The following is a 20486-nucleotide window of genomic DNA, read 5'->3' as shown; positions in this document are numbered from 1 at the left end:
GTGAGCAAGCAATGGCCTGGAACCAGCCTGGAAAAGGCAACCAAGATCCCTGGAAAGGCAAGGACCCCGGCAATGAGGTCGAAGCCTTCGTGAACCGCCTCAAGGGCATGTTCGGTGGTGGCGGCGGTGGCAATCGCGGCCGCGGCTCGAATTCGTCCGGCGGCTTCAATCCGGTGCCCTGGATCGTCGGCCTGTTCGGCATCTGGCTGGTGTTCAACAGTTTCAAGCTGATGGACGAACGCGAGCGCGGCGTCGTGCTGCGCTTCGGCGAATTCAACCGGATCATGATGCCGGGCCCGAACTTCAAGTGGCCGTGGCCGATCGAAGCCGTCTACGTCGTGCCCGCCACCGAGGTGGTGGAGATGACCGACCAGGTGCGCGTGCTCACGCAGGACGAGAACCTGATCGACATCAAGTTCAACGTGCAGTTCAGCCGTACCGACCCGCGCACCTTCCTGTTCGGCTCGGTCCAGCCGGAGCAGACGCTCACCGACTCGGCCGAAAGCGCCGTGCGCGAAGTGGTCGGCCGCAACACCATGGACACGGTGCTGTTCGACCGCGCCCAGCTGGTGATCGAGGCGCAGCAGCGCCTGCAGGAGTCGCTGGACTTCTACCAGACCGGCCTGACCGTCATCAATTTCAACCTGCAGGACGCGCGTCCGCCGGAAGAGGTGAAGGAAGCCTTCGACGACGCCATCGCCGCCCGCGAGGACAAGGACCGCATCCAGAACGAGGCCCGCGCCTACGCCAGCAAGGTCGTGCCGGAAGCCCGCGGTGTCGCCGCGCGCATGCGCACCGAGGCCGAAGGCTATCGCGCCCAGGCCATCGCCCGCGCCGAGGGTGACGCCGAACGCTTCACGCTGCTGGTGGACGAGTACCGCCAGGCGCCGGAAGTCACCCGCAAGCGCCTGTACCTGGAAACCATGCAGGACGTGCTGTCGGCCAATCCGAAGGTGATCGCCGGCGAGGACAACATCCTTTACCTGCCGCTGGGGGGCGAAACCAACCGCACCCGCATCCCGACCGAGGCCCCGGTGCTGCGCCTGCCGGCGACCCAGGCGGCGTCCGAGCCGGAACCCGATGCGCGTGACCCCCGCGACACCCGCCGCCAGGGAGGCCGCTGACATGAACCGTTTCACCGTGATCGTTTTCGCCGCCATCGCCGCACTGCTGGCGGCCATGGGTTCGGTTTACATCGTCAACGAAAGCCAGACCGCCATCGTGCTCAACCTCGGCCGCGTCGTGCGCGCCGACATCCAGCCCGGCCTGCACTTCAAGTGGCCGCTGGTGGAAGAGGTGCGCAAGTTCGACCAGCGCATCCTCTCGCTCGACGACCAGCCGGAGCGCTACCTGACCTCGGAGAAGAAGGACGTCAGCGTCGACTTCTTCGTCAAGTGGCGCATCAAGGACGTGGCCACCTACTACCGCGCCGCCAGCGGCGGCAGCGAGGAAGCCGCGCGCCAGCGCCTGACCCCGATCGTCAAGAACGCACTGCGAAACGAGATCAACCAGCGCACGCTGCAGGAAGTGGTTTCCGCCGGCCGCGCGGAACTTTCCGGCGCCTTCCTCGAGAAGGTCAACGAAAGCGCCCAGTCGCTGGGCGTCGAGGTGGTGGACGTGCGCATCAAGCGTATCAACCTGCCCGACGACAGCAACATCCTGACCACCGTCTACAGCCGCATGCGTACCGAGCGCACCCAGGTGGCCAACCAGCTGCGCGCCGAAGGCGTGGAGCTGAGCGAAACCATCCGCTCCGAGGCCGACCGCCAGCGCGTGGTCACCCTGGCCGAAGCCGAGCGCGACGCCCAGAAGCTGCGCGGTGAAGGCGACGCCCGCGCCGCCGAGATCGCCGCCGCGGCCTATGGCGGCGATCCGGAGTTCTACGCCTTCTACCGCAGCCTGGAGCTCTACCGGAACGCGATGGCCGACGGCCAGACCGTGCTGGTGCTGGACCCGGACTCGGAGTTCCTGCGCTACATGGAAAACAGCGGTCGCTGACCGTGCCCGACCTCTGGGCCGCGCTGTGCCTGGTGCTGGTGCTCGAGGGGCTGCTGCTGTTCGCGGCCCCCGGCGCCTGGAAGCGGGCCGTGGCCCAGCTCATGGAAATGGGCGACCGGCCCCTGCGCATCGCCGGGGCCGTGATGATCGGCCTGGGCCTGCTGGCCCTGCAGTGGGTCCGGGCCTGACCCCGGCCTCTTTGGGCCTGGTCCCGCCGGGCTAGCCCCGGCCGGACAAAACGCGGATAATTTCGCAAAGCCGGGGCGACCTCCGGCTTTTTCCGTGTCTGGGCCCCGGTCAGCGGCCCGACGCCGTCGCCCCGTCGCCAATCCTTTTTCGGAGTGCAGGTCATGGGTCAGTCGGTCGTGGTGTTGGGTGCCCAGTGGGGCGACGAGGGCAAGGGCAAGATCGTCGACCTGCTCACCGAGGAAATCGGCGCGGTCGTGCGCTTCCAGGGTGGCCATAACGCCGGCCACACCCTGGTGATCAAGGGCAAGAAGACCGTCCTGCACCTGATCCCCTCCGGCATCCTCCGCGAAGGCGCGCTGTGCCTGATCGGCAACGGCGTGGTGCTCAGCCCGGCCGCCCTGCAGAAGGAAATCGGCCAGCTCGAGGAAAACGGCGTCGAGGTTCGCTCGCGCCTGAAGATCAGCCCGGCGACGCCGCTGATCATGCCGTACCACATCGCCCTGGACCAGGCGCGCGAGAAGGCCGCCGGCGGCAAGGCCATCGGCACCACCGGCCGTGGCATCGGCCCGGCCTACGAAGACAAGGTGGCCCGCCGCGGCATCCGCGTCGCCGACCTGAACTACCCGAAGGAGCTCGCCGACAAGCTGCGCGAGACCATGGATTACCACAACTTCGTGCTCACCAAATACCTGGGCGTCGAGGCGGTGGACTTCCAGAAGACCCTCGACGAAGCCCTGGAATTCGGCAAGTACGTCGACCCGATGAAGGCCGACGTCGCCGGCATCCTGCACGAGCTGCGCAAGCAGGGTAAGCGGGTGATGTTCGAAGGCGCGCAGGGTTCGCTGCTCGACATCGACCACGGCACCTATCCCTACGTCACCTCGTCCAACACCACCGTCGGCGGCGCCATGGCCGGCACCGGCGTCGGCGCCGACGCCATCGACTACGTGCTGGGCATCGCCAAGGCCTACGCCACCCGCGTCGGCGGCGGTCCGTTCCCGACCGAGCTGCACGACGACGTCGGCCAGGGCATTCGCGACCGCGGCCAGGAATACGGCGCCACCACCGGCCGCCCGCGCCGCTGCGGCTGGATGGACATCGTCGCGCTCAAGCGCGCGGTCGCCATCAACGGCATCACCGGCCTGTGCATCACCAAGCTCGACATCCTGGACGGGATGGAGAAGCTCAAGATCTGCATCGCCTACGAATACCGCGGCAAGCGCACCGAATACGCGCCGCTCGACGCCGCCGGCTGGGACGAGTGCACGCCGGTGTACCTCGAGTTCCCGGGTTGGGAAGAGTCCACGGCGGGTATCACCGAATGGGACAAGCTGCCGCCCGCGGCCCGCGCCTACCTGCGTGCGCTCGAGGAACTGGCTGGCTGCCCGCTGGCCATCGTCAGCACCGGTCCGGGCCGCGAGTCCACGATCGTGCTGCAGGACCCCTACGCCTCCTGATCCGGCCGACCGGCGGAGCTGTCCAATGAAGACTCCCGCCGGGCTGCAGGCCCTGGTTGACGACGGCGTGGTTCACGACGTGCTGCGCCAGCTCAAGAGTGGCAAGGAGGCCTCCGTGTTCGTCGTCCGCAGGGGCGACGAGATCCTGTGCGCAAAGGTCTACAAGGACCTGGGGCAGCGAAGCTTCCAGGCACGTTCGTTGTACCAGGAAGGCCGCAAGGTCCGCGGCAGCCGCCAGGCGCGTGCCATGGGCAAGGGCAGCAAGTTCGGCAAGAAGGAACTGGAGTCCGCCTGGAAGAACACCGAAGTCGATGCGCTCTACCAGCTGTCGGCGGCGAACGTGCGCGTGCCGCGGCCCCTGGGCTATTTCAACGGCGTGCTGATCATGGAGCTGATCGCCGACAGCGAGGGCCATAGCGCCCCGCGCCTGGGCGAGGTCGAGCTTGATTCCGAACAGGCACGCGAATTCTTCCGGTTCCTGGTGCGCCAGGTCGTGCGCATGCTCTGCGTCGGCGTCATCCATGGCGACCTTTCCGAATACAACGTGCTGGTGGATCCCGAGGGTCCGGTCATCATCGACCTGCCCCAGGCGGTCAGCGCCGCCGGCAACAACAATGCGCGGACCATGCTGCTGCGCGACGTGAACCGCCTGCGCACCGCCCTGGCCCGGTTCGCCCCCGACCTCGTGAACCTGCACTACGGCGAAGAGATGTGGGCGCTGTTCGAAAAGGGCGAGCTGGGCCCGGAGACCGAACTCACCGGGGCGTTCACCTTCAGCGAGCACGACGCCGACATCGACGCCGTGCTGATGTCCATCGAGGACGCCCGGCAGGAAGCCGTGATCCGGCAGCAGGGCAGGGAAGCGGCGGCGCAGGACGACTGACTAGGCGCGCTGGCCGCTCAGGAAGTGCAGGTGGCGCTCGTACTGGTCGAGCACGTCGTTGATCAGCGCGCCGCCTGACCAGCCCATCACGTCGTAGTCCTGGCCGCCTTCGCTCAGGTGCACCTCGGCGCGGTAGTAGCGCAGGGTCGCGGCGCGTTTGGCCCGGGTGTCGCCCAGCACGAAGCTGGGCGGCTCGTAGGGGCGCGGCCGCACCACGTAGTGGAAATCCTGCTCCTTGCCGTGGCGTACCTCGAGCGTGATCCGGCCGTCCTCGCCGTCGACCACGCCGGCATCGACGCCGCGGCCGCGCAGTTCGCTCGCCACTTCGCCGAGGGCAGGGCGCGCCACCTGTTCCAGGAATACGCCGACCTCGTCGCGATTGGGCTGGTGCACCAGCGTGCGCAGTCGCTGCTGCCAGCCCCGCCCGTCGCCGACGGCCTGGGTGGTTCGGGCAAACTGCAGGCTGCTGCGCTTGGCGGCGTCGGTGCGCAGCGCGCGCAGCAGGCCCCAGCAGACCAGGATCATCACGGCGGTGAAGGGCAGGGCGCTGGCGATCGAGGCGGTCTGCAGCGCGCTCAGGCCGCCGGCCAGCAGCAGCACGGCCGCAACCACGCCCATCAGCACCGACCAGAAGATGCGCTGCCAGGTCGGCGATTCTTCGTTGCCGCCGGTGGTCAGCATGTCCACGACCAGCGCGCCCGAATCGGAGGAGGTGACGAAGAAGGTGATCACCAGCAGCGTCGCCAGCAGGGACGTGATCGACGACAGCGGCAGGTGGCTGAAGAACTCGAACAGCGCGACCGTCGTGTCCGCCGCCACCGCGTCGGCCAGGCTGGTGATGCCCTGCATCATGATCATGTGGATGGCGGTGTCGCCGAAGAAGGTCATCCACATGAAGGTGAAGCCTAGCGGCACCAGCAGCACGCCGACGACGAACTCGCGGATCGTACGCCCGCGCGAGACGCGCGCGATGAACATGCCGACGAAGGGCGACCAGGCGATCCACCAGCCCCAGTAGAACAGCGTCCAGCCGCCGATCCAGCCGCTGGGTTCGTAGGCGTAGAGGTTGAAGGTCATCGAGAACAGGTTCGAGATGTACATGCCGGTGTTCTGCACCAGCGTCTGCAGCAGGAACACCGTGGGCCCGGCGACCAGCACGAACACCAGCAGGATCACCGCCAGCGCCATGTTCAGCTCCGACACCCTCCGGATGCCGCCGTCCAGGCCCAGGCCCACCGAGATGGTGGCCAGGCCGGTGATCACGGCTATCAGCAGCATCTGCACGACGATGCTGACGGGCACGTCGAACAGGTGGTTGAGGCCGGCATTGACCTGCATGACGCCGAAGCCCAGCGAGGTGGCGACACCGAAGATGGTGCCGAACACGGCGAAGGTATCGACGGTGTGGCCGGCGATGCCGTGGATGCGGTCGCCGATCAGCGGGTAGAGCGCCGAGCGGATGGTCAGCGGCAGGCCGTGGCGGAAGGCGAAATAGGCCAGCGACAGGCCCACCACGGCGTAGATGGCCCAGGCGTGCACGCCCCAGTGGAACAGGGTGATGCGCATCGCCTGGCGGGCGGCTTCGGCGGTGGACGGGTCGCCTACCGGCGGGCTGGAAAAGTGCATCACCGGCTCGGCGACGCCGAAGAACATCAGGCCGATTCCCATGCCGGCCGAAAACAGCATCGCGAACCAGGACCGGTAGCTGTAGTCGGGCCGGCTGTGGTCGGGTCCGAGCCGGATGCGGCCGTAGCCCGACATCGCCACGCCCACCACGAACACCAGGAAGCCGGCCACCGCCAGCACGTAGAACCAGCCAGCCTGGCCGATCACCCAGGCCTGGATGGCCGCGAAGCGTTCTTCCGCAGCCTCCGGCCACAGCGCCGCCAGGGCGACGAACAGCACCACGATGACCCCGGAGGTGATGAACACCGGCGGGTTCATCACGATGCCGCGGCGCGGTGCGGGATCCGTCGGGTCCTTCTGCATCCGGTTGTCTCCTCGGGTGATGGTGCGCCGGCTCAGAAATAGAAGCCGATGTTGATGTTCAGGCGCGTGTTCCAGCCGGGCTCGCCGGGGGCATCGAGTGCGATGCCGGGGCCACCGATGAACCACATGTTCCGGCCGCTGATCAGGTCCACGTAGGTGAAGGACTTGCCCTTGGCGAAGCTGCAGCCCAGCACGTTCTGCCAGGAATCGCCGCTGGTGGCGCCGCGCCCTTGCGTTGCGCTGAGGTTGTCGTAACAGGTGATGCCGTCGAACCAGCCGCTGCGCGGCAGCGCCCATGCCGCGTTCGCGCTCAGAACGTGCGCTTCGGCGGCGACTTCGAAGGGGAACAGGAAGGCGGAAAGCGCCACGCGGTCGCCGGGGACATCGTAGCGGTACCAGGCCCACTGGCCCTGCCAGGTCCAGCCGCCGCGCTGGTGCTGCAGGTGCAGCGCGGCGCCGTGGTGGCCGTGGCGGCGGCCACTGGCCTGGTCCTGCACGCGTCCCGTGAACGCCGAGGCGCCGATCTCGGTGTTTGCCTGTTCGCTTCCGAAGCGGCGTGCCCAGCGCAGGTTGAGGCGCCCGCGTTCGCGGTAGCGCAGGTTGCCGTCGTCGGCGAGGTCGAAGGAATAGCGGTCGAAGCGCGCGCCGTCGCCGTATTCATCGCCCAGGAACAGCCCGGCGTGGAAGCTGTCGGCGCCGGCGGCGTGGCGATAGACCAGGCCCGGGTCGTAGTCGTCCTCCACGCCCAGGTAGTAGCCCGATCCGAACCAGAAACTGTGCGAGGCGTAGGGCAGCAGTCCGAAGGGCACCTGCTGGACGCCCAGCTTCAGGTCCCGGTCGTCGTCGAAGCGCCAGCCGGCCCAGGCATGGTGCACGGCGTCGAAGCCGTCGTACCAGCGGTACTGCAGGGAAAAGAACAGCGGGCCGCGATGGCCTTTCGCATCGACGCGAAGCAGTTCAAGTTCGAGGTCCCCGTTGCCGGCCGGGTCGCCATAATCGCGCCAGCCGACGTTGAAGCGCACGGCGCCGCCGAGGTCGAGGGCGGGCTCTTCAGGAGGGGCGTCGGCTTCAGCGGCGAAGACAGGACTGCCCCCGGAACCCGTCGCGAGGCCCAGGGCGAGCAGGGCGCCTTGGAGGAAGGGCCGGGTCGCCATGCCCGGACCTTACGGGGCGTGTCCTGCGAAGCCCAGCCGCGCGGGGGCCGCGAATTCGCCGGCGGACTCAGTTCGCCGGCGTCGACTCCACGACCGGTGCGGAACGGCCACCCCGCGCGTGTTCGTCGATGCCTGCCTGGGCACGGCGTCGCTGCGCGGCCGTGGTGCAGACCTTGCGCGAGAAGGAGCTGCCGATCTGCTGCTGGCGCGAGCAGGTGACGCGGCTGTCGGCGTAGCCGCGGTCGAGCAGCTTGTTCACGTCTTCGCCGAGCGCGATCAGCCTGGCCTGTTCGGCGGGCGCTGCCTGCCCGAGCGTGCCTTCCGCGGGAATCCCGGACTCGATGGCGTCCAGGCTGGCACGAAGCTCGTTGCGTCCGGTGCGGCGAAGCTCCACGTAGGCGTCCGTGCTGACGACGGCTTCAATGCGGGCGCGTTGCCCGGCCAGGTCGGCCTGGCTGGTGTCGGCCTGCAGGTGGAGACGTGGCTCGTCGGCCTCGCTGGCAAGGGCCGGCGCGGACAGGAAACAGGCAAGCAGGAGGGCGATGCGGGAAAGAGGGGGCACTTGGGGAGCTTCCTGGCGTCAAACCCCGATACTAGCCACCGACGCCGGGAAAACGAAAGGCCCGCCGAGGCGGGCCTTTCGTGGTGTTTCTGATCTGGTGCCCAGGAGAGGACTCGAACCTCCACGGTTTTACCCGCTAGTACCTGAAACTAGTGCGTCTACCAATTCCGCCACCTGGGCAGGTGTCTTGGCGCAGGGCGACAAGAGCCGCGTAATTTAAGGCCAGGCCGGGGCTTTGTCAACGGTGTCCGGGCCGCCTGCGAGCGTCGTGACGCCGGCAGTCAGGACCCGCGGTGTACCATGGCGGAATGACAAAAGCCCCCAAGAGCAAGAAAAAGACGCCCGGCGCCACGCTCCCGCCCTGGATGCCCGACTCGATGCGCGAACAGGCGCCGGCCAAGGGCAAGTCCGAACCCGCCAAACGCAGCCGCAAGCCCCGCGCCGACGCCCCCGCCGCCGCGGGCAAGCCGCCCCGGTCCGGCAAGGCCACGGGGCCGGGCAAGGCCGCCGGTGGCGGCAAACCCGCACGGTCGGCACCGGCCACCGCCGGCGGCAAGCCCCGCCGCGGCAAACCCGGCTCATCCGGCACGACCGCCGGCGCTGGCCGGCCGGGCCAGGCTGACCCGATGGCGGCCCGCGAAGCCGCCCGCTACGAAAACCCGATCGCCAGCCGCGAGGCCATCGCCAACCTGCTGCAGGACAGCCCGGGCCCGCTCACGGCCGAAGAACTCGGCGAAGCCCTGGACCTGCTGGCCGAAGACCGCTTCGACGCGCTCTCGCGCCGGCTCGGCGCGATGGTCCGCGACGGCCAGCTGCTGCGCAACCGCCGCGGCGGCTACGCCGTGGCCCAGAAGCTCGACCTGGTCGCCGGCACCGTCATCGCCAATCCCGACGGCTTCGGCTTCCTGAAATGCGACGACGGCGGCGAAGACCTGTTCCTGCCGCCGGGCGAACTGCGCAAGGCCCTGCACGGCGACCGCGTCCTGGCCAGCATCACCGGCGTCGACCGCCGGGGCCGCCGCGAAGGCGCCATCGTCGAAGTGCTCGAACACCGCCTGACGCGACTGACCGGCCGCTACAGCGAACGCGCGAAGATCGGCCTCGTGGTGCCCGACGACCGGCGCGTGCTGACCGAAGTGCTGATTCCGCAGGAAGACACCAACGGCGCCCGCGAAGGCCAGCTGGTGGTGGTGGAAGTCACCCAGCCGCCGGAGAAGGGCCGCCCGCCGATGGGCCGAATCCTGCTGGTCCTGGGCGACCGCCTGACGCCCTCGCTGGTGGTGCAGGCCGCCATCCACGGCCACGACCTGCCGCACGAGTTCCCGCGCGAGGCCCTGGCCGAAGCCGCCGAGGTGCCGCTGGAAGTGCCGGCCGCCGAAGCAAAACGCCGCGTCGACCTGCGCAAGCTGCCGCTGGTCACCATCGACGGCGAGGACGCCAAGGACTTCGATGACGCGGTCTGGTGCGAACCCAATGCCGAGGGCTTCCGCCTGATCGTCGCCATCGCCGACGTGTCGCACTACGTGCGGCCGGGCACGGCGCTCGACGACGAGGCGATCAAACGCGCGACCTCGGTGTATTTCCCGGGCTTCGTGGTGCCGATGCTGCCGGAGACCCTGTCCAACGGCATCTGCTCGCTGATGCCCAAGGTCGAGCGCCTGTGCTTCGCCTGCGACATGCAGGTGGACTTCGACGGCAACGTGCTGCGCTCGAAGTTCTACGAGGCGATCATGCGTTCGCACGCGCGCCTGACCTACACCCAGGTCTGGAAGGCGGTGGGCGAGGCCGACACCGAGGCTGGCCAGGAAGCCGTGGCCCAGGTCGGTTCGCTGATGCCGCAGGTCCAGCGCCTGCACCAGCTCTACAAGGTGCTGGCCAAGGCGCGCACGCGCCGCGGCGCGATCGAGTTCGAATCCTCGGAAGTGCGCTTCGTGCTCGACAACAGCGGCGAAGTGGTCCAGGCCGGCATGCTCGAGCGCAACGACGCGCACAAGCTGATCGAGGAATGCATGATCGCCGCCAACGTCGAGGCGGCGAAGTTCGTCACCGGCAAGCAGATGCCGGCGCCGTTCCGCGTGCATCCGCGGCCGCCGGAAGCCAAGTACGGCGACCTGCTCGAATACCTGTCCGAGTTCGGCCTCAGCCTGCCGCCCTGGGGCAAGGTGCAGCCGCGCGACTTCACCCAGCTGCTGCGCAAGGTGCGCGTGCGCCCCGATGCCGCGCTGCTTGAAACCGTGCTGCTGCGCTCGCAGAGCCTGGCCGTGTACCAGACCGACAACCTGGGCCACTTCGGCTTGGCGCTGGAGGCCTATGCGCACTTCACCTCGCCGATCCGCCGCTATCCCGACCTGCTGCTGCACCGTTCGATCAAGCACGCGCTGGACAATGGCAACGCCGACGGCTTCCGCTACAGCGCCAAGGACATGGCCGCGCTGTCGCTGCAGTGTTCGGAAAAGGAGCGCAAGGCCGACGAGGTCGAGCGTGAGGTGGACGAGCGCTACCGCAGCGCCTGGATGGAAAAGCACGTCGGCGACGAGTTCGACGGCGTGGTCAGCGGCGTCACCAACTTCGGCCTGTTCGTCGAGCTGGCCGGCTCCAAGGTCAATGGCCTGGTGCACGTGACCCAGCTGCCGCACGACTACTACCACTTCGATCCGCTGCGCCGCAGCCTGGCCGGTGAACGCACCGGCCTGCGCTTCCGCCTGGGCGATCCGGTGCGGGTGCTGGTGCTCAAGGCCAGCGTCGAGGACAAGCGCATTGATTTCAGGCTGGTGGTGCCGGAAGGCGCGCCGAAGAAGAAAAAGAAGGCCGCGGCGCACTGAGCCCGGCAAGGACGACGCAAACATGAGCAGCAAGAAGGACAACTGGGTCGCCGGCATCAACGCCGTGGCCTCCGCGCTTGAACACGACCTCGAACACGTACGCGAAGTGCTGCTCGAGGCCGGCAGCAAGAACCCGCGCATCACCGAGATCGAGGAAACCGCCCGCCGCCGCGATGTCTCCGTGCGCCGGGTGCCGCTGCAGTCGCTCGAGGGCATCGCCGGCGGCCTGCGCCACCAGGGCGCCGTCGCGCGCTACGAGGCGGCCAAGGCCACCGACGAAAAGGAACTGCCCGGCCTGGTCGAAGCCGCGGCCGGCAAGGCGCTGGTGCTGATCCTCGACGGCGTGCAGGACCCGCACAACCTCGGCGCCTGCCTGCGCAGCGCCGCGGCTGCCGGCGTCACCGCCGTGGTGATCCCCAAGGACAAGGCCGCGCCGGTGAACGCCACCGTGCGCAAGACCTCGGCCGGCGCCGCCGACCGCATCCCGGTGGTCAGCGTCACCAACCTGGCGCGCACGATGCGGGCGCTTCAGGAAATGGGCGTCTGGCTCTACGGCCTTGATGGCGAAGCCAAGGCCAGCATCCACGCCACCGACTTCACCGGCAACGTCGGCCTGGTGATGGGCGGCGAAGGCGAGGGCATGCGCCGGCTCACCCGCGAAACCTGCGACGGGCTGGTGCGCATCCCGATGCCGGGTGAAATGGAAAGCCTGAACGTCTCGGTCGCCACCGGCGTGGCGCTGTTCGAGGTCGTCCGCCAGCGGGGAGGCGGGCAGTGAGCCTGCAGTGGTACGACTTCGTGGGCCTGGCCGGCGTCGCCTTCGTGCTGGGCGCGTTTTTCCTGCTGCAGGCGGGGCGGCTGAAGGGTGATTCGCTGGGTTACCAGCTGGCGAACCTGTTCGGCGCGGTGTTCATCCTGGTGTCGATCTTCGGCCCGGGGCCGGATTTCCGCGAGGTGATCTCGACCACGATCATGCAGCTGGCCTGGATCGTGATCAGCGTCTACGGCCTGTGGCGCGGACTCAAGTCGCGCGCCAGCCGATTCCGGGGTAAGTCGGGCGACGCCTAGAGCGTCGCCAGCCAGTCGTCGTCGCTGCCTTCGTTGATGCCTTCGAACAGGAAGGTGCTGAGGTAACGCTCGCCGGTGTCGGGGATCATGGCCAGCACCACGCTGCCCGGGTCGAGGGTGCGGGCGACTTCCAGCGCCGCGGCGAAGGTGCCGCCGCCGGAGATGCCGCAGAAGATGCCTTCGCGCGTGGCCAGGTCGCGGGCGGTGTCGCGGGCCAGCACGTCGTTGACCGGCACGATCAGGTCGTAGATGTCGCGGTTCAGCACGTCCGGAATGAAGTCCGGCGTCCAGCCCTGGATCTTGTGCGGCTGCCAGTCCTTGCCCGAGAGCAGCGCGGCACCTTCGGGTTCGGTCGCCGCGATCTTCAGCTCCGGGCGGGCCAGTTTCAGCGCCTCGCCGGCGCCGGTGAGCGTGCCGCCGGTGCCGTAGCCGGTGACGAACCAGTCCAGCCGCTTGCCGGCGAAATCGCGCAGGATCTCGGGCCCGGTGGTGGCGCGGTGCCAGGCCGGGTTGGCCGGGTTCTCGAACTGGCGGGCCAGGAAGGCGCCGTGTTTTTCCGCGAACTCCTTCGCCCGCTTCACCATGCCGCTGCCGCGTTCGGCGGCCGGCGTCAGGATGACCTTCGCGCCCAGCGCGCGCATCAGCTTGCGCCGCTCGACCGAGAAGGTTTCCGACATGAAGGCGACGAAGGGATAACCGCGCGCCGCGCACACCGCCGCCAGCGCGATGCCGGTGTTGCCCGAGGTCGCCTCGACCACCATCTGGCCCGGCTGCAGCGCACCCGAGGCTTCGGCATCGAGGATGATGGCCGTGGCCAGCCGGTCCTTGACCGACGACATCGGGTTGAAGAACTCCAGCTTGGCGTACATCGTCACGCCTTCGGGCGCGAGCCGGTTGATGCGCACGATCGGCGTGTCGCCGACGGTGCCGAGGATGCTGTCGTGGATCATGACCCTGACTCCTTCACGGAAAACCGCCGCCACTGGTTGAGCACCGCGCAGAACAGCCGCGCCGTGCGTTCGGTGTCGTACACGGCCGAATGCGCCTGGTCGCCGTCCCAGTCCAGGCCGGCGGCCTGCACCGCCCGGCTGAGCACGGTCTGGCCATAGGCCATGCCGGCCAGCGTAACCGTATCGAAGGTGGAAAAGGGGTGGAAAGGATTGCGTTTATGACCCACCCGCGACACCGCAGCGTTCAGGAAACCAAGGTCGAAATGGGCGTTGTGGCCGACCAGGATCGCTCGCTGGCAGCCGTTGCGCTTCACCGCCGCACGCACCTTCGCAAATACGTGGTCGAGGGCTTCGCGCTCGGGCAGGGCGCCGCGCAGCACGCTGTCGAGGCGGATGCCGGTGATCTCAAGCGACTTGGGGTCGATCTCGCTGCCTTCGTACGGCTCGACGTGGCTGGTGGCGACTTCGCCGGGCACGTAGTAGCCCTCGTCGTCGAGTTCGATCGGGATCGCGGCGATTTCCAGCAGGGCGTGGCGGGTGCAGTCGAAACCACCGGTCTCGACATCGACGACCACGGGAAGGAAGCCGCGGAAACGCTCGGGCATGCGCGGCAGGGGGGTGTTTTCCATGCCGCGCAGGATAACAGGGACCGCCCGCGCCTCAGGCCGGCCAGAGCCACCCGGCCGCCAGCAGCAGCACCGCCAGGCTCGCGAGCACCAGTCCCGCCGCCGGCAGCAGCATCAGCGCCGGCAGGGCCAGTACTGCGAGCGCCAGCGCCCAGGCCTTCGGGTCGGCCAGCGGCTGGCGCGGCGTGGTGCCCGTGCCCGCGGCCAGCAGCGCGTCGAGGCTGAAGCGGCCGGCACCGTGGAAAACCAGCGGCAGCAGCATCGCCATGAACAGCAGCGGCAGCTTGAAGTTGCCAAAGCCCTTGTCGGTGATTGCGTAGCCGCGCCAGAGTTCGGACACGCTGCCCCAGTCGGCGGGCCAGTGCACCGACACCGTCGCCACCGCGGTCAGCACCAGCAGCGCGAAGGCGAACAAGCGCGTGCCCAGGCCCAGCAGCAGCGCCACCGCGCCCAGCAGTTCGGCCCAGGTCGCCAGCGTCCAGCTGAGGTCGACCGGCGCCAGGTTGAACGGCGGCGGGAACTTGTCCTGGATGCCGGCGAACCAGTTCTCGCCACGCAGCTTCTGCATGCCCGCCTCCCAGAATTCCCAGGCCAGCAGCAGGCGCAGGCCCAGCGGCGCCAGCCAGCGGCCGGTGCCTTCCAGGCGTTCGCTCAATGCCAGCCAGCGCGTGGTGGAATCGTGGGCCATCAGGTCGTCTCCGGGGCGGGATGGGTGCCGAGCAGGACGCCGTCGCGACGGAGCTGGTCGAGCATGCGCTGGCCTTGGGCGACGAAAGCTTCGACGTCGGGCGCCTGGGCTTCGGCGGCCAGGGCTTCGAGCTGGGCGCGTCCGGTTTGGCCGGGCTGTTCGGACAGGCGCTGCAGCAGCCGGAACGTGAGCGGGCTGAGCGAATGGAAATGTACGCGCTGGTCGGCGCCGCGGCGCACCAGCAGCAGGGTCGGAGCGTCCGGCGGTTCGGCGGGCTGGTAATCCGGCGCCAGCCGGTGCACGGGCCAGGCATAGGCCAGGGGCCAGGCCAGGGGCGAGGGCACCGGCACGCCCTCGAGCAGGTCGCCTTCGGGCAGGTGAGGCGTGTCCTGGTCGCTGGCCTCGCTCAGGTCCAGCGCCAGCTCCACCCATTCGTAGTGCGCCAGCTCCACCAGCCAGGGCGGGTCGTTGGCGTCCGGGGCCTCGCGTTCCTGCAGGTGCTGGATGAACTCGCGCGGCAGCTCCGGGAACAGCGGCGTGCTGCAGCGGTGCTCGCGGTAGAAATCGCGCACCAGTGCATGCCAGCGCCCGTCATCGAGCAGCTTGCGGATCACCGGGAAATTGGCGGCCAGCAGGCCCTGCAGGCTGTTGTAGAAAAGTTCGCGATACACCTTCAGGCGCCGGTCCTCGATGCCGGGCGGCGGCGCTTCGTGGTCCGGGTCGCGCATGTGCGCGGCGAGACGTGCCTGCTGCTGGCGCAGGCGCTCAGGCGCGGGCATGGCGGTCCGCGGAAGCAGTGTATTGGTCGAGTACCGCACGCACCTGGCCCAGCTCGGCTACCAGCTCGGCGTAGGGCGGGATGTTGAAGTCGCGCTCGAGCAGGGTCGGGCGCGGGCCGAAGCGTGCGCAGGCGTCGTCGAGCAGCGCGAACACGTCGGGCTTCACCGGCGCGCCATGGGTGTCGACCTTCAGGTCGTCGGCCTCGTCGTAGTGGCCGGCGATGTGGAAATAGGCGATGCGTTCACCCGGAATCCGGGCAAGGAAATCCGCGGCGTCATAACCATGGTTGATGGCGTTGACGTAGATGTTGTTCACGTCCAGCAGCAGGTCGCAGTCGGCCTCGGCCAGCACCGCGTTGATGAAATCGATTTCCGGCATCGCCTGGTAGGGCGCGGCGTAGTAGGAAATGTTTTCCACCGCGATGCGCCGGCCAAGCGTGTCCTGTACCTGGCGGATGCGTCCGGCCACGTGGTGCACGGCTTCTTCGGTGAAGGGAATCGGCAGCAGGTCATAGAGCTGGCCGTCGTCGCTGCAGTAGCTCAGGTGTTCGCTGAATATCGGGACCCGGTGTTCGTCCAGGAAGCGCCGTAGCTTGAGCAGGTAGGTGTCGTCGAAAGGATCGACCGAACCCAGCGACAGCGACAGGCCATGGCAGACCAGCGGGTGCCTGGAACTGAGCTCGCTCAGGGCGGCGCCGAAGCGCCCGCCCACGCCGATCCAGTTGTCCGGCGCACATTCCAGGAAATCGAAATCACCGGGCGCCGCCGCCTGCAGCGGACCCAGCAGGGTCCGCCGCAGGCCGAGGCCCGCCGCATTCGGAGGGAGCGTGCGCGCGGACATCACGGTGCGATCAGGCCTGGCCGCCGCATTTGCCTTCTTCGGCCTTGTCGGACCCGCACTTGCCTTCGCCGCACTTGCCCTCTTCGGCCTTGTCGGAACCGCACTTGCCCTCGCCACACTTGCCTTCGCCGCACTTGCCTTCTTCGGCCTTGTCGGAACCGCACTTGCCTTCGCCGCACTTGCCTTCCTCGGCCTTGTCGGAACCGCACTTGCCTTCGCCGCACTTGCCTTCCTCGGCCTTGTCGGAGCCGCACTTGCCTTCGCCACACTTGCCTTCCTCGCCCTTGTGGTCGCCGGCGGACAGCAGGTACCCCTGCGCCAGCGAGTCCATGGCGAATGCGGAGGTGGACAGGGCCATCGAGCCGAGCAGCGCGGCGCTGGCGGCGAGGACGACGGGTTTCAGGGTGTTCTTGGACATGGTGTGGCTCCCTCTTGGTTTGCTTGCAGTGGTGCGGGTGGATCCGCGGCCCAATCGTGCCGGGATTCGCGCGGCGGCGCACGTATCGGTGCGCTGGAAAGCGCTCGCGGTCGGGGCCCGTTAAGCCCCGCCCGCGTCCGGATGGGCCTCCGGATGCCGCGGCAGGCCCAGCGACACGGCCGCCGCCAGCAGCACGAAGGCCGCCGAGATGGCCAGGCAGGCGGCCAGGCCCCAGGCCTGGTACACCGCGCCCGACAGCACCGTGCCCAGCAGCCGGCCGCCGGCGTTGGCCATGTAATAAAAGCCCACGTCCAGCGACACGCCGTCTTCGCGGGCGTAGCTGACGATCAGGTAGCTGTGCAGCGCCGAGTTCAGCGCGAACAGCACGCCGAAGGCCAGCAGGCCGCCCACCAGCACCGTCTGTGCCGGCCAGCCGGCCCACAGCGCCGCCGCCATGCCTGCGGCGAGGGTGGCCAGGGGCAGGGCCCAGCCGAACGCGGCGCGGCCGTCGGGCACCGGGCCCCGGCGCAGGCCGGTGATGGCCGGCGCCAGGGCCTGCACGCCGCCGTAGCCAATGATCCACAGCGCCATGAAGCCGCCGACCTGGGCGTGCGGCCAGGCCAGGACTTCGGCCAGGAATACCGGCAGCGCGACCACGAACCACACGTCGCGCGCACCGAACAGGAACAGCCGCGCCGCCGACAGGCGATTGATGGCCGGGCTTTTCGACAGCAGCTCGCGGAACTTCGGCTTCGCTTTGGCCCGCCCGAGGTCGGCCTGCAGGAAGATCAGGCTGCCGATCCACACCAGCGCCAGCGCGCCCGCCATCGCCAGCACCGCGCCGGCGAAGCCGAGCGAGGCCAGCAGCAGCGCGCCCAGGAAAAAGCCCACGCCCTTGAGCGCATTCTTCGAGCCGGTGAGCAGCGCCACCCAGCGATACAGCCGCGCCTGCTGGTCGCCCGGCACCAGCAGCTTGATGCTGCCCTTGGCGCTCATCTTGTTGAGGTCCTTGGCGATGCCGCTGAAGGCCTGCGCCGCCATCACCCAGGGCACTGTCAGCATCGCCGCCGGAACGGCCAGCATCGCCAGCGCACCGACCTGCAGCACCAGGCCCAGGTTCATCGTGCGGTTCAGGCCCAGGCGCGCGCCCAGCCAGCCGCCGACCAGGTTGGTGACCACGCCGAAGATTTCGTAGAACACGAACAGCATCGCCACCTGCAGCGGCGAATACCCCAGCTGGTGGAAATGCAGCACCACCAGCATGCGCAGCGCGCCGTCGGTGAGGGTGAAGGCCCAGTAGTTGGCCGTCACCAGCAGGTACTGGCGCAGCTGCGGGTTCATCCGGCGGCGCCGACCTTGCGGGCCAGTTCGACGGTGCGGTTGGCGTAGCCCCATTCGTTGTCGTACCAGGCGAAGACCTTCACCTGGGTGCCGGCGACGACCATCGTGAACGGGCCATCGACGATGCTGCTGCGCGGGTCGGTGCGGTAATCAATCGACACCAGCGGGCGCGTCTCGAAGCCCAGGATGCCCTTGAGCGGGCCCTCGGCGGCGGCCTTGAGCAGTGCGTTCACTTCTTCGACCGTGGTCTCGCGCTGCACCTCGAACACCGCGTCGGTGAGCGAGGCATTGGCCAGCGGCACGCGCACGGCGTGGCCGTTGAGGCGCCCCTTGAGCTCCGGGAAGATTTCGGTGATCGCCGTGGCCGATCCGGTGGTGGTGGGGATCAGGCTCATGCCGCAGGCGCGGGCGCGGCGCAGGTCCTTGTGCGGCTGGTCGAGGATGGACTGGGTGTTGGTGAGGTCGTGCACGGTGGTGATGCTGCCGTGGCGGATGCCCAGGCCTTCGTGGATGACCTTGACGATGGGTGCCAGGCAGTTGGTGGTGCAGCTGGCGGCGGTGACGATGCGATGCGCCGCTGGGTCGTAGAGATGGTCGTTGACGCCCATCACCACGTTCAGCACGCCGGCTTCCTTCACCGGCGCGGTGACCACCACGCGCTTGACGCCCTGGTCGAGGTAGGCCTGCAGGGCGGCGGTGGTCTTCATCTTGCCGCTGGCTTCGATCACCACGTCGCAGCCGGACCAGTCGGTGTCGGCGATGGTCTTGTTGCGGGTGACGGCGATGCGGTGGCCGTCGATGAGCATGGCGTCGCCATCGACCGTGGCCTCGTGCGACCAGCGGCCGTGCACGGAGTCGAAGTTGAGCAGGTGCGCGAGGGTGGCGGCGTCGCCGGCCGGGTCGTTGACCTGCACGAACTGCACGTCCTTCCAGCCGAAGGCGGCGCGAAGGGCAAGGCGGCCGATGCGGCCGAAGCCGTTGATGCCGATTTTCAGGGTCATGCGCAGTTTTTCCTGGGGGCGGGGGCGCAGCGGCTGGCATCGCCGCCGCAGCAGTTTTCGGTGAGGTAGGCGACCAGGCCCTGCACGGCGTCGAGGTCGGCCCGGTAGCGGATGAAGCGACCCTGCGGCTCCGGCACGATCAGGCCGCCCTGCTGCAATGCCTTCAGGTGAAAGGAAAGCGTGGTGGCGGGCATGTCCAAGTGCTCGGCGATTTCGCCGGCGAAGGCGCCATCGGGTGCGCGTTCGACCAGCCAGCGGTGGATCGCCAGCCGGTGTGGCTGGGCCAGGGCGGCGAGGGCTTCGAGTGCCGAATTCGTATCCATGCTTCTAGAATAATCGAAATGTGCGACGAATTTAAGACCGCCTGGCCTCCTGCGGATCACTATTTTCGGCGCAGTTCGCCGGCCAGGTCGGTGCCAGGGGCCACGGTGTTGAAAACGGTGCCGTACTTGCGAACATTCTCGTGCAGCAGGTCCAGGCGATGGTCGGATTCGTCGGTATCGACCACGATCTGGTAGCGAATGGATTCGAGCTTGGGGGGCACGTCCTGGCGCACGCCTTCCACCGTCACTTCCACGCTGCGCAACTGGAACTTCAGGATCGGAACGACACGCTCGATGCCCTTGATCATGCAGGCCGAGAGCGCGGCAAGCAGCAGCTCGGCTGGATTGAAGGCGTCGCGCCGGCCCGCTAGGTCGGTGTCCAGCGCGATGCTGGCGTCCTTGCAGTCCGCGGTCGAGCCATGGGCATCCTGGCGGCGCGCCAGGACCTTGAAGCTGAGCTTGGGACGGATTTCGCTCATTGGTTTCACCGGTTCAGGCGGTGCCCGTTTTCGTCTTGCCAATCGCGGCCACCAGAGTGGCCAGGTTCTCCCGGCCATCTGCCCACGGCCGGGCTGCGAGGAATTCCCGGGTGCGTGCCTGGACCAGCCCCAGCGTTTCCTCGAACGCGCGCTGGATGTCCCGCGCCGACCCGGAAGCCCGCGACGGGTCCGTGAGGCCCCAGTGTGCGCGCAGGGTGTTGCCGAAATATACCGGGCAGGCTTCACCGGCTGCCTGGTCGCATACCGTGACGACGACGTCAGGCGAAAGCTCCGCATGGGCCTCGATGGGTTTGCTGTGCAGGCCTCGGGTGTCGATGCCGTGCGTGCTCAGCAGCTTGGTCGCCATCGGATTCACCTCCCCGGAAGGGTGGCTGCCTGCGCTGTAGGCGCGAACACCGACGGGGGCAAGGTGATTGAAGACGGCCTCGGAAATGATGCTGCGGCAGCTGTTGGCCGTGCACAGGAAAAGGACCTTCATCGGCCATGCTCCATTTGCCGGGCTCCGCAGTTGAGCTCGCTCCGTCGTTGGCCGGGCGGCGGAAGGCGGCGTTCGGCTTCGGCCATCCACGGGACATTCCCTGCGTAGGTGCTTTCGAGCACCTTGAACACCCAGGCCGGGGCGGCGGAATTGATCCGGTAGTGCACCCATGAGCCATCGCGACGATCAGAAAGCAGGCCCGCGGAACGCAAAGTGGCGAGGTGTCTGGATATCTTCGGCTGGGACTCGCCGAGCGAAGCCGTCAGTTCGCAGACGCACAGCTCGCCGCTGCGTGCGAGCAGAACGGCGAGCCGGGCCCGGGTTTCATCGGCCAGGCATTTGAAGACGACGGAAGGTGGGAAGACGGTATCCATTGCGGCACTATATAGCTATTTCCATATGAGTGGTAGTATCTTGCA

Annotated in this window: 23 protein-coding genes and 1 tRNA gene; 8 read left to right on the top strand and 16 right to left on the bottom strand. The window is 68.3% G+C overall.

Annotation, left to right across the window (positions count from 1 at the left end; genetic code table 11):
* The first annotated feature begins 11 nt into the window (after window positions 1-11).
* The 5 genes from hflK (at window position 12) to ACE3TE_RS02425 (ending at window position 4527) form a co-directional block, all read left to right on the top strand.
* Window positions 12-1124, top strand: a complete 1113-nt coding sequence (gene hflK, locus ACE3TE_RS02445; protein WP_374601930.1) for an FtsH protease activity modulator HflK — start codon at window positions 12-14, stop codon at window positions 1122-1124.
* A 1-nt stretch (window position 1125) separates the two neighbouring features.
* Window positions 1126-1998 carry a protease modulator HflC gene (gene hflC, locus ACE3TE_RS02440; RefSeq protein ID WP_374601836.1) on the top strand — a complete coding sequence of 291 codons (873 nt, stop codon included), beginning with the start codon at window positions 1126-1128 and terminating at the stop codon, window positions 1996-1998.
* A gap of 2 nt (window positions 1999-2000) precedes the next feature.
* Window positions 2001-2186, top strand: coding sequence for a DUF2065 family protein (locus ACE3TE_RS02435; protein WP_339828600.1), 186 nt, complete (start codon window positions 2001-2003; stop codon window positions 2184-2186).
* Window positions 2187-2348: 162 nt separating this feature from the next.
* The gene (locus ACE3TE_RS02430; RefSeq protein WP_374601834.1) at window positions 2349-3644 is read left to right on the top strand and encodes an adenylosuccinate synthase; all 1296 of its coding nucleotides are present in this window, start codon (window positions 2349-2351) and stop codon (window positions 3642-3644) included.
* A gap of 25 nt (window positions 3645-3669) precedes the next feature.
* The gene (locus ACE3TE_RS02425) at window positions 3670-4527 is read left to right on the top strand and encodes a PA4780 family RIO1-like protein kinase (protein WP_374601832.1); all 858 of its coding nucleotides are present in this window, start codon (window positions 3670-3672) and stop codon (window positions 4525-4527) included.
* Here the strand turns inward: ACE3TE_RS02425 and ACE3TE_RS02420 are convergent, their stop codons facing one another.
* From ACE3TE_RS02420 to ACE3TE_RS02405, 4 genes are all read right to left on the bottom strand, one after another.
* A complete protein-coding gene (locus ACE3TE_RS02420; RefSeq protein ID WP_374601830.1) occupies window positions 4528-6516 on the bottom strand; it encodes a BCCT family transporter in 1989 nt (662 codons plus the stop codon).
* Window positions 6517-6548: 32 nt separating this feature from the next.
* Entirely contained in the window at window positions 6549-7670 is a 1122-nt protein-coding gene (locus ACE3TE_RS02415; protein ID WP_374601829.1) for a hypothetical protein, read from the bottom strand.
* Window positions 7671-7737: 67 nt separating this feature from the next.
* A complete protein-coding gene (locus tag ACE3TE_RS02410; protein WP_374601827.1) occupies window positions 7738-8232 on the bottom strand; it encodes a hypothetical protein in 495 nt (164 codons plus the stop codon).
* Between the two features lie 95 nt (window positions 8233-8327).
* Window positions 8328-8412 (bottom strand) — tRNA-Leu (locus ACE3TE_RS02405).
* A 197-nt stretch (window positions 8413-8609) separates the two neighbouring features.
* Between ACE3TE_RS02405 and rnr the strand changes: the two genes are divergently transcribed.
* The 3 genes from rnr to ACE3TE_RS02390 are packed head-to-tail and all read left to right on the top strand — an operon-like array spanning window position 8610 to window position 12122.
* Complete coding sequence (gene rnr / locus ACE3TE_RS02400) at window positions 8610-11054, top strand: ribonuclease R (RefSeq protein WP_374601929.1); 2445 nt, start codon at window positions 8610-8612, stop codon at window positions 11052-11054.
* A gap of 22 nt (window positions 11055-11076) precedes the next feature.
* Window positions 11077-11832, top strand: coding sequence for a 23S rRNA (guanosine(2251)-2'-O)-methyltransferase RlmB (gene rlmB, locus ACE3TE_RS02395; RefSeq protein ID WP_374601825.1), 756 nt, complete (start codon window positions 11077-11079; stop codon window positions 11830-11832).
* Window positions 11829-12122: a hypothetical protein gene (locus ACE3TE_RS02390; RefSeq protein ID WP_374601823.1), complete on the top strand. Its 294-nt coding sequence runs from the start codon at window positions 11829-11831 to the stop codon at window positions 12120-12122. The genes rlmB and ACE3TE_RS02390 overlap by 4 nt, the downstream gene beginning before the upstream one ends.
* Here ACE3TE_RS02390 and cysK read toward each other — a convergent pair.
* The 12 genes from cysK to ACE3TE_RS02330 all read right to left on the bottom strand — a co-directional run bounded on the left by cysK (window position 12119) and on the right by ACE3TE_RS02330 (window position 20441).
* Window positions 12119-13072, bottom strand: coding sequence for a cysteine synthase A (gene cysK, locus ACE3TE_RS02385; RefSeq protein WP_374601821.1), 954 nt, complete (start codon window positions 13070-13072; stop codon window positions 12119-12121). The two genes, ACE3TE_RS02390 and cysK, sit on opposite strands and share 4 nt — an antisense overlap.
* Window positions 13069-13701, bottom strand: coding sequence for a ribonuclease T (gene rnt / locus ACE3TE_RS02380; protein WP_374601820.1), 633 nt, complete (start codon window positions 13699-13701; stop codon window positions 13069-13071). Before rnt ends, cysK begins: the two co-directional genes overlap by 4 nt.
* A 31-nt stretch (window positions 13702-13732) precedes the next feature.
* A complete protein-coding gene (locus ACE3TE_RS02375; RefSeq protein WP_374601818.1) occupies window positions 13733-14386 on the bottom strand; it encodes a DoxX family protein in 654 nt (217 codons plus the stop codon).
* Window positions 14386-15165, bottom strand: a complete 780-nt coding sequence (locus ACE3TE_RS02370; RefSeq protein WP_374601817.1) for a DUF2063 domain-containing protein — start codon at window positions 15163-15165, stop codon at window positions 14386-14388. The genes ACE3TE_RS02375 and ACE3TE_RS02370 overlap by 1 nt, the downstream gene beginning before the upstream one ends.
* On the bottom strand, window positions 15152-16006 hold the full coding sequence (locus ACE3TE_RS02365) for a DUF692 domain-containing protein (protein WP_374601815.1): 855 nt from the start codon (window positions 16004-16006) through the stop codon (window positions 15152-15154). The genes ACE3TE_RS02370 and ACE3TE_RS02365 overlap by 14 nt, the downstream gene beginning before the upstream one ends.
* Window positions 16007-16016: 10 nt before the next feature.
* Window positions 16017-16424, bottom strand: coding sequence for a hypothetical protein (locus ACE3TE_RS02360; protein ID WP_374601814.1), 408 nt, complete (start codon window positions 16422-16424; stop codon window positions 16017-16019).
* A 120-nt stretch (window positions 16425-16544) separates the two neighbouring features.
* A complete protein-coding gene (gene arsJ / locus ACE3TE_RS02355; RefSeq protein ID WP_374601812.1) occupies window positions 16545-17765 on the bottom strand; it encodes an organoarsenical effux MFS transporter ArsJ in 1221 nt (406 codons plus the stop codon).
* The gene (locus ACE3TE_RS02350; protein WP_374601810.1) at window positions 17762-18766 is read right to left on the bottom strand and encodes an ArsJ-associated glyceraldehyde-3-phosphate dehydrogenase; all 1005 of its coding nucleotides are present in this window, start codon (window positions 18764-18766) and stop codon (window positions 17762-17764) included. Before ACE3TE_RS02350 ends, arsJ begins: the two co-directional genes overlap by 4 nt.
* Window positions 18763-19089, bottom strand: a complete 327-nt coding sequence (locus ACE3TE_RS02345) for an ArsR/SmtB family transcription factor (RefSeq protein ID WP_374601808.1) — start codon at window positions 19087-19089, stop codon at window positions 18763-18765. Before ACE3TE_RS02345 ends, ACE3TE_RS02350 begins: the two co-directional genes overlap by 4 nt.
* Window positions 19090-19148: 59 nt before the next feature.
* On the bottom strand, window positions 19149-19568 hold the full coding sequence (locus ACE3TE_RS02340; RefSeq protein ID WP_374601806.1) for an OsmC family protein: 420 nt from the start codon (window positions 19566-19568) through the stop codon (window positions 19149-19151).
* 13 nt (window positions 19569-19581) lie between these two features.
* Window positions 19582-20067, bottom strand: coding sequence for an arsenate reductase ArsC (locus ACE3TE_RS02335; protein WP_374601804.1), 486 nt, complete (start codon window positions 20065-20067; stop codon window positions 19582-19584).
* Entirely contained in the window at window positions 20064-20441 is a 378-nt protein-coding gene (locus tag ACE3TE_RS02330) for a metalloregulator ArsR/SmtB family transcription factor (protein WP_374601802.1), read from the bottom strand. The genes ACE3TE_RS02335 and ACE3TE_RS02330 overlap by 4 nt, the downstream gene beginning before the upstream one ends.
* Between the last annotated feature and the right edge of the window lie 45 nt (window positions 20442-20486).

It is taken from the genome of Arenimonas sp. (assembly GCF_041919775.1).
GTDB lineage: Bacteria > Pseudomonadota > Gammaproteobacteria > Xanthomonadales > Xanthomonadaceae > Arenimonas.
This window is presented reverse-complemented; position numbering and strand designations above follow the sequence as displayed.